Annotated in this window: 12 protein-coding genes; 2 read left to right on the top strand and 10 right to left on the bottom strand. The window is 36.2% G+C overall.

The window, feature by feature from the left end:
• Positions 1-194: 194 nt before the first annotated feature.
• The 5 genes from tnpA to A0125_RS15080 all read right to left on the bottom strand — a co-directional run bounded on the left by tnpA (position 195) and on the right by A0125_RS15080 (position 3563).
• On the bottom strand, positions 195-461 hold the full coding sequence (tnpA, locus tag A0125_RS15095) for an IS66 family insertion sequence element accessory protein TnpA (RefSeq protein ID WP_066758270.1): 267 nt from the start codon (positions 459-461) through the stop codon (positions 195-197).
• Positions 462-696: 235 nt separating this feature from the next.
• Positions 697-1032, bottom strand: a complete 336-nt coding sequence (locus A0125_RS16255; protein WP_231863249.1) for a phage integrase SAM-like domain-containing protein — start codon at positions 1030-1032, stop codon at positions 697-699.
• Between the two features lie 181 nt (positions 1033-1213).
• Entirely contained in the window at positions 1214-1414 is a 201-nt protein-coding gene (locus tag A0125_RS15085) for a hypothetical protein (protein ID WP_066758266.1), read from the bottom strand.
• Between the two features lie 65 nt (positions 1415-1479).
• Positions 1480-1611 carry a hypothetical protein gene (locus A0125_RS16450; RefSeq protein WP_262507314.1) on the bottom strand — a complete coding sequence of 44 codons (132 nt, stop codon included), beginning with the start codon at positions 1609-1611 and terminating at the stop codon, positions 1480-1482.
• Between the two features lie 1262 nt (positions 1612-2873).
• Entirely contained in the window at positions 2874-3563 is a 690-nt protein-coding gene (locus tag A0125_RS15080) for a hypothetical protein (protein ID WP_156472577.1), read from the bottom strand.
• Positions 3564-4701: 1138 nt separating this feature from the next.
• Here A0125_RS15080 and A0125_RS15070 point away from each other — a divergent pair.
• Positions 4702-5070, top strand: coding sequence for a response regulator (locus A0125_RS15070; protein WP_066758259.1), 369 nt, complete (start codon positions 4702-4704; stop codon positions 5068-5070).
• A 31-nt stretch (positions 5071-5101) separates the two neighbouring features.
• Here A0125_RS15070 and A0125_RS15065 read toward each other — a convergent pair whose 3' ends face one another.
• The 5 genes from A0125_RS15065 to A0125_RS15055 form a co-directional block, all read right to left on the bottom strand.
• Complete coding sequence (locus tag A0125_RS15065) at positions 5102-5413, bottom strand: hypothetical protein (protein ID WP_156472576.1); 312 nt, start codon at positions 5411-5413, stop codon at positions 5102-5104.
• A 570-nt stretch (positions 5414-5983) separates the two neighbouring features.
• Entirely contained in the window at positions 5984-6898 is a 915-nt protein-coding gene (locus tag A0125_RS15060) for a beta-1,6-N-acetylglucosaminyltransferase (RefSeq protein WP_082785062.1), read from the bottom strand.
• A 152-nt stretch (positions 6899-7050) separates the two neighbouring features.
• Positions 7051-7209: a hypothetical protein gene (locus A0125_RS15660; protein WP_197464905.1), complete on the bottom strand. Its 159-nt coding sequence runs from the start codon at positions 7207-7209 to the stop codon at positions 7051-7053.
• An 8-nt stretch (positions 7210-7217) separates the two neighbouring features.
• The gene (locus A0125_RS16445; protein WP_262507313.1) at positions 7218-7349 is read right to left on the bottom strand and encodes a hypothetical protein; all 132 of its coding nucleotides are present in this window, start codon (positions 7347-7349) and stop codon (positions 7218-7220) included.
• Between the two features lie 418 nt (positions 7350-7767).
• Positions 7768-8025 (bottom strand): hypothetical protein, encoded by a 258-nt coding sequence (locus tag A0125_RS15055; protein ID WP_066758254.1) that lies wholly within the window; start codon positions 8023-8025, stop codon positions 7768-7770.
• A gap of 476 nt (positions 8026-8501) precedes the next feature.
• Between A0125_RS15055 and A0125_RS15050 the strand changes: the two genes are divergently transcribed.
• Positions 8502-8768 (top strand): transposase, encoded by a 267-nt coding sequence (locus A0125_RS15050; protein ID WP_066758251.1) that lies wholly within the window; start codon positions 8502-8504, stop codon positions 8766-8768.
• Positions 8769-8962 lie beyond the last annotated feature (194 nt).

Raw genomic sequence — 8962 nt, 5'->3', positions numbered from 1 at the left:
CATCATCCAGAAACCCCACCTACGATGCAGTTCCGAAAGGATACACAATTGCTCGATCACTTCACTATCATTGCTACGTTTAGTGCGATAATAGTAAACAGAGCTACTTATCTTGAATAAAATGCAGGCCTGGCGAAGACTCACTTTAAAAACTTCATGAGCGTAACCTACCAGTTCGCGCTTCTCGCCAGGCCCTATAGCTTTTTTTCTATTACGTCTTTTAAAACAGCGATATGTAGAGTTTGCTCGGCAACAATCTTTTTGTATTGTGCGAACTCCCTTTCCATATCCTTCATTTGCTTGAGTTGAGAAACTTCCATGCCCGAATATTTACTCTTCCATGAATAGAACGTGCCTTGGCTAATGCCGTGCTCTCTGCAAATATCCGAAATTGATTGTCCGGAATCCTGTTGCGATAAAATCTTGATGATTTGCGACTCGCTAAACTTACTCTTTTTCATTATCCCTAAATTATAAATCTACATTAATATCTGTAGCTGTTTTTAGGGAAGATTACACATTCATTCCGCATAGATAAAATGAGAGCATATACATATCTTTGGCAAGCTCTGCTCTACTCCCACCCTTAGTTTCAGTGTGCTTTATCTTCACAACCAGTTGTAGTGCGTGATTTCTTTTTTTGTTAATGGTGCCGAACCAATTTTGTATTTTTTTTGAAAGGATAATGAGATATACTCAAATCTTCATTGTTGTAAAGATCCCTTGCGGAATTGAAGAGAGTACGTAAATCACGCATGTGGTTATGCAGTCCTCTATCTGATAGACCTTGTTTCCTGGTGGTATACACGTTCCGTTTTGATTAGTCCGAGTAATTATTCTTTCTGATCGTAGATACCTTTCATAGCTTATGAGCATATTAGAATGAACCTCCTTTATCGAAATGCCATCCCTCTTAAAATAGTCAATCAAGCTATTTCTCACGACTCTAAAGTTATTGGCAGATCCTATCCCACCGTTCTTTTTTAGACTCTCAATATATGAAGAGCAGAACTTTAAAAAATCAATATCCACATTCTGATTTTGTAAGTAATCCTTTAATGTTTCTGCAGTAAAGAAATCAAGCCTACCATCTAATTCACTAATCAGTTTTCGATAACCTCTTAATTGGGTTTCAACTTTATCGGCGACGAAGGGGTCCTTGATTTTGAAGTCGCTCGTTAGTTGCTTTTTAACTACAAAGTGCAAAGTAAGACTAATTACTTCTCTGTTCTTTGTAGCGGATATACATGATTACCAAAAAGAATGGTGTAGTAATGCCTGCTAAAAACTTCACTAATGCTCCAAATTTCTCATTTGTAGACTGGTCGGACACATAAAGTAATGCTATACTAAATATAGAAAGTGCTACAATTGAGATTATCACAGCTTGTCGAAATAGCGGATGTTTTTTCATAATTCAAATATAATCTTTTCACTATAAACACCTATGCCCCTAAACCATCTACAGCTGCAAGCAATTTACTTTCCTCGCGCGATAAACAAGGTAAGGCTATTCTTTCTCAATCCTCCGTGTCGGATGCAGATTTTGACACCAAAAGTCCCATCTGCTTTTTTGTGGTGGCTGAACACCTTGGCGCTAACTGTTGCCATAATTTTTACAATTGTCACGCAAACGGACTGTAACCTATTTGTAACCGTTTTGCGTGAAGTTCAACAAACCCTGCATGAATCAAATGATGAATGCGACCTTCATCGCCCATAAAAAACGAACTTTGAATGAAAAACTATGTAAATCACACCAATCGGAGAACTCCAATTAGCGCAGGGTACAAGCTCCTAAAGTACCCTGAGAAACAAAAAAAGCCGTCTTCCGTACAGAAAAACGACTTTTTTTAGGTTGTGCGCCCACCTGGGCTCGAACCAGGGACCAAAAGATTATGAGTCTTTTTAGCAACCCTTTTTGATATGGTAAAAATCTGCGTTTCTGACTTACAGAAGCAATATATTGATAAATATTTGAAAAGAGGAAATTATTGGCTGTAACCTATTTGTAACACTCTTTGAGAATCTTGATATTTTTTAAAAATAAATTCGCTTGAAAATTTTCGAAACAAAACGTTCATTTATAGCTATACCCTCGACATGGCCCATCTTTACATATCCTTACAAGCCCTGAAAGCCAATTTGACTCCTCCGTTTGTTGGGAGCTCTTTCCACTTTGCATTGCGCGAATATGGCAAAAAGGGTCTTATAGAGCTGATTTTCATCATCAACCTCCATCCTGTATAGAACCCAGGCAAATATTTTTTGAACCTAGAATCATTTTCAAGATATTCAAAGAACATCAGCCCACGGTTTTGCTGGTTTGAAAAATCAAGGTTAGAAATATAATCATCTGATATATAAATCCATTGTTGATCTCCGAATTGATCAAAAGGTAGGCTTTTAAGAACCTATCGTTCTAATCTCCCACTAAATCTCTTGATGGTGCATTATTATGGTTCTTATAAATAAGGTTGTAAAATAGCATATTTGAGTATTTCCAAAATATCACCTGCCAGTTTCCCTTTTGACGTATAACCTCGAATGCATGATCAAAAAGACCAGTTAATTCTGGATGACATTGTGGTGGGTATGAATTAAGTATTCTAATCTGCCTATCTACCGATTCTTTACCCGATTAATCTAGATATAATGTCAATCCTATTCTCGATTTATGGTACAATAGAGTAACTGATGGTATGCTTTGGATTAACCCAGCTACCTCTTCTATACTTCCGTTTCTTCCATATATTTTCTTATAACTTATTCTCTCATTTAGATAGCTTTTTGTATCCAGTTCTCAATTTGTAAGGTTTTTTAACATTGCATCCAATATAGCTGCCACATTTTCTACATCCTTCCCACTTTGATTAACCATGTTCCTTATCGGGGCGCTTTTTTCCATTTGCTCTAACTGACCCGAAAGGACTCCATTTAGGCGCAAGTGAAGTTTTTTGTCGTTGATCATCTTTTTTTATCTCGCGAGCTATTACCGCTGCGAAAATCTCTTCCAAGGTAATATCTTGATCCTCTACACCAAAGAGATCAGCATGATGGTTATAGATAAGGTGGCTCTGAAGATTAAAATAATGGTTTACTATACTGATGATATCCCTTGCGTCCTTGAAGCGCAGTTCCGGTCTATCGTCATAAACTATAAACTTGAGCAATACAATAGCTGGTAGTGCTGCTATTTTGAACTGATGACCGGTATCTAGGATAACGTCCTCGGTGCCCATGCTATATACCTCTCGGAAACTATTAACGTTAGTACTCGTCAGCTCCTGTCCCTCGAACTTTATTTCCTCATCAATTTCGATGCCACCCAATGGCAAAAGGTAGACTTGTAATCCTGTAGGCGACATGATGACAAAAGCATTGGTATCACTTTCGGTGTATCCATTTTTTATAAGATCATCCCTGACCTTTTTACAATCTTCTTTGCTGCCTATCATTACAGCGAAGTCTACATCCTTTGTAGTACGGAATTTTTCATCTCCTTTGGCATACCAGATATTTCGCGCTATCGTGGGAGCTGGGCCAAAAATTAATGGTAGCACTTTTGTGACTGGAGGCAACACTATAACTACAACGTTGTGAAATCCGATCCAAGTTCAAAATTGACAATAAATCCAGAGAGTGCCACGGGGGGCGCCATATACAATTCAATTGTCGGGAAACCAGGTAATACTTAATACTAATGCATTCTCGAGAAATTCTCATGACTACAGTATTATCTTTCGGGCAACAGAAACTAGCGTTTGCGGCATATCTACAGAAACAACCTTAAACGTTAGACCAAGAGGCGGTCAAGGACCGATAAACTAATAGCTTAAATAACAACATAACCCCTCCAATCGAGTGGCTTTTTTCAAATCCACACCTCCCCAATAAAATCCTCGTCCCTGATATTATCTAACGCATCTTGGATTATCAGCAGATGTGTTTTATTCGAAGGAACGCTAAGGTTTTGCACACCCTCACTATCCCAATGTAGGAATTTTTCCAAATCCACGATATCTGGATACCAAGACGGGTTCTTACTACTTATTGGTGAAGTGGACCGGAGAATATTATATCCCTGATTACGCAATCTGCGTAGGACATAGGATCTTAATTTTACGAATCGCATACATAGCTATATCTTATATATAAATATACTGCTTATATACTGTTATACAGCCAATCCCAGAAAAAGGAATTAAAGAAAGCAATAAAAGGAATTCAGTATGACATATAAAAAAAGCCCTTCAAAAGCGTCAAGCTTTGATAGGGGGCTGGTTTGCTATTAATCCGATGAGCACCGGAAAAGCTCTGCAACGATACAGCCTATAAATATTCTTTCTACTTGGAAATAAAGTTGCCCAACCGATTGATTACGATTTATTCAGGAAAGTTTTATATGCTTGGTAGTATTATAGAGTACATCCTGGATAAAACATGGGGCGCAAAATTCTTTGTTTGGAACTTACCAAGTTCTTTATACGCATTCAATATTCCTCCTAGATTTACAGGTCAAGGTATAAATACAATATCAGGATCGACTAATACTCGAACTTTAGCGATCCTATTCATAAGCCATCTTTAGGTATGATTGTTGAATATTACCTCAGATATAATTGGTTGTTGTAAATCTTTCATTTTGAATTTTCAAGGTTCAAGTATACACTCTGTTGGAATTTGTGCTATTTAGAAAAAATGAGAGAGAAAAGTAAGGTTATAATCTGCGATGACGACAGGAATATTGCTGATGTACTAAAAATAATATTAGACAGTGATACAGTGGATGTACAAGTTGAGTATCACAGTAGTAAACTACTAAATAGGATAGAAACTGAGCGGCCGGATGTTTTAATTGTTGATTTATGGATGCCCGAAATTAGAGGGGACGAAATTATCAGACACTTAAGATCTCGACGAGAATATGACAATTTAAATATACTTAGTATATCAGCAAGTATTGAAGGCGGATCTATTTCAAAAATGGCTGGTGCTAACGCTTTCCTCTCTAAACCATTCAACATTGAAGAGGTGATTAGAGTAGTCAACAATTTCATTAAGGTTTAACTCAACATACCTTAAATGGCTAAGTGATGAACTAAACGCCATCTATAATGTTTGACAGATATTTTTGATTAGCTTCCAAGTCATTTTCTAGGTTAATTATACCATCAATTACCTTTGGAACGAATCGATTATATGTAATTTGGAATGAAGCTTTCGGTACAATCAGGTATAACTTACCAACGTAATCAGTCCTGAGCTTTAATAGATCTCCCTCTTGTAAAAGTTCTATGTTCACAAAGAGGATCGAGATATTTTGGGATTTGAAAATCTGACGTGCGTGCAGCAAATTTACTGCTTCAAAAACTTCAGTATCGCTACGGCATTGCTTCGCAATAGAGCTCATGCCTAGGATTGTTAGTGTATTAAGTTCTGCAAATATAATTTTCAAAATCAGCGGATTATATCGTTATGCAAATATGAACATTAATATCTATACTTTGGTCAAAAGACATACTTTAATGGATTGCAGAAATACGCCAGTCAGTGGTATTCCTACTAAATTCACCAAACATTCAGTTTTGGACTTAAATAGTTGATCATGCATTTGAATAGTGATATCATAATATTTTTCGCAGGAAGTCGTATCAATCAAGATTTATTCCAAGATTATCTAAGTGCTTATCGAATTTTTTTTTCATAAATGATATAGGATAGTCAAAAATATGATTAATAATGAATTATAGCTCAAGCAAACGTGTGAGCAACTTTTATTACTAAGTAGAAAGAATATTCATGAGCTGTATTTTTGTAGAGCTTTTCCGGTATTTATCGGATTTATAGCAGATATAGCCCCTCATCAAAGGTTGACACTTTAGATGGGCTTTTTTTATTTAAGACTATCAGTAATTTCAATGAGGAGGATCTGATTGGTGAGGCGTGCCCTGCTTATATAAACATTTTCATTCATAGTTATTTAGATTAGGCTTTTGCAAGTATTAAAATGAGGTTTCATTCTATCGATGATGTTGCTATCTACATTGTCATCAAATTTTCTTGCAAACAGGTTATCACCCTTATTTAAAAAATCGTAATCATCAGTCGTAAATGTCTTAGGCCGTAATTTAATAACACCATCAGGAATCCAAATTATAGCTCTTTTGTCGTCATTTATAAGGATACCATCGAAAGATGTATTCATTAATACCGTTTGAAAAAAAGACTCATCTGCTATTAAAGTATTACGATAGTAACTCTCAAATTTTTTCACTTCTTTACTTGTACAAATGAATTCGCAACACGCTCTGGTCAGCATCATCCATTGCCCACCAATATACGGAATGACATTATTCATGTAATCCCGCTTACGCACAGCATTTGAAATACTACCCTCTAATTCCTCGAAACGATTTTCAATACGATTCATCGTTTCTGGACGAGTTAATAATTGATTGGCGATTTTCAGATAGCTTTTACCTTTATTTTCTGTCAAGAATTCGCGAATAATTTTTTGAGATTTCAAAGGGTAATCCTGACCACTTAAATTTATAAAATAATCCCATTCTGCATTCGTTTCCAGAAGATACTTAATGCCATCAACCTCTGCTTGCACCATGCTATATCCTCCCCAAACCACATTCTGACTTTCCATAATATATACGTTTGGGAAAGGTAATAAGAACATACGAATCTCTTCATTCAATACATCACTAGCTTTTTTGTCAATGTGAATCAAATAACTATTTTCTAAAATATAAATTGCATTGAATAGCCTTTTAAATTGGTTAGGCAAACGATGCACTAGTATTAAATAAGCAATGTTGATCACTGCAGATGTTTTTGTCTCTGCTATTAGTTCATCTAATACAGACGCTGGAGATATATATTTCATTTTTCGTGTTATAGCTATTTATAGAATGATGAGCGAAAGAATCTAATTGGACTTTACTAGTGATATTAGACTGGGATAAAATTTCTTAATCCAAGTCTATTTTGACTAATAAACATTATTCTCCGGATGTGAGGATGCTAGAAGTTGTTGTACTAGGGCACAAGCGATTGAGCGTTTGCAAGATACATTGGCGTGATATTTTTACCGTAATATACCGATGTAATCCAATCATATAATGAGACACCCCAATATAAAACCGCAAATCCTGCAGCGACTCGGATTGCTACTTGAGCATATTCTCGTGTTTTCATCTTCGTCATCATGATTTTTTTGAATCCTTTTTTTTAACGGTGGTAATTTGTAGATCTTTGGAAGGTTTTTCCTTGTCTTGCTGGTAAGAGGACTTTCCTTTTTCCTTGGAGCTCTTTTCCTTTTTTTGTTCTTTACTCATGATCTGAATATTTTTTAATATGCATACTACGTGGTGAAAGGCTTAAAATACTTTCTTAGAATCCAGATATCTAAAGGAGAGTACAGATGATACAATAAACCATTTCGCGAGGGAATCGAAGTCTATTGAGTTTAATAAAATACTATCTCGGAAATATTAAAAGCTACACGCTCTGGGTATATCTGGTATTAATCGAAGACGGTGTTTCGTCTGCCGCAGCGACAAGCTGCTTTGTTTTGTTTAACGCCATAAAGCATTTGGTGAGGCGTGACTTTATGAGACCTATGCACCATTATAACACATTGACTATAAAATTGTTTTTAACTGTGTTAAATTATTTAAACAGTAAATATTACATATTCACTGGTAATTAGATTTATCACTCTTTTTAATGACACTTACTATTTCCTCCACTAGTTTATTTTGCTTTGGCCCTCAAGGTCACTTTGTTATTTTGCCAGTTGTCTCTCTTGAATGTGATCACCACTGCGTTCAGCTGCTCCAACTTCCAAACTGTCCTTCTTAACTCGCTTGTCAATTCAGAATGATAAATTCCCACGTCATACAGTAGTTCGAGTGCGGATACTATTTCTTGTTTAGTCATTATAAATAGTTCTTTTCGCTGAATATAACTAGCGCTGTTGCGTATGCCTAGATACTTCTTGAACTCGCGCATCTAATTGATGTAATACGGACTGCAACCATCGGGATCTATAAACGTATTGGATTGCAAACAATCTGATGAAAAACTGAATCATTATTTTAGAAAACAAGTTGAGAATTAATTGCTATAATATTCCCCATGCGTCACTTTTAAAAACTTTATAGTGAATCTTTCGTATCTCGATGTATGACCGGTTTTTTTCGATAAAAAATTTCACAAAACTCACTTTTGGCCTTAGCGACATTATAAAAGTATGAACCTGTTACTTTTTTAAGACGGACTCATTAATAGTCAGAAACTGAAAGCCATTCTTCATTGGATCTATGTTGTTGCTTTCAGTACCTATATCAAATTAGCATTCAGTTCTTTGTTTCTGATGCACCATTAGGAGGAGTTGTGGTCGACTAAAATGTTAGGGGTTAAAATGGCTGTGTAATCTTCCCTAAAAACAGCTACAGATATTAATGTAGATTTATAATTTAGGGATAATGAAAAAGAGTAAGTTTAGCGAGTCGCAAATCATCAAGATTTTATCGCAACAGGATTTCGGAAAATCAATTTCGGATATTTGCAGAGAGCACGGCATTAGCCAAGGCACGTTCTATTCATGGAAGAGTAAATATTCGGGCATGGAAGTTTCTCAACTCAAGCAAATGAAGGATATGGAAAGGGAGTTAGCACAATACAAAAAGATTGTTGCCGAGCAAACTCTACATATCGCTGTTTTAAAAGACGTAATAGAAAAAAAGCTATAGGGCCTGGCGAGAAGCGCGAACTGGTAGGTTACGCTCATGAAGTTTTTAAAGTGAGCCTTCGCCAGGCCTGCATTTTATTCACGATAAGTAGCTCTGTTTACTATTATCGCGCTAAACGTAGCAATGATAGTGAAGTGATCGAGCAATTGTGTATCCTCTCGGAACTGCATCGTAGGTGGGGCTTCTGGATGATA

The organism is Sphingobacterium populi, assembly GCF_001586775.1.
Classification (GTDB): Bacteria; Bacteroidota; Bacteroidia; order Sphingobacteriales; family Sphingobacteriaceae; genus Sphingobacterium; species Sphingobacterium populi.
Note: the sequence above shows the minus strand (reverse complement) of the source record. Positions and strands in the feature narration are given on the sequence as shown.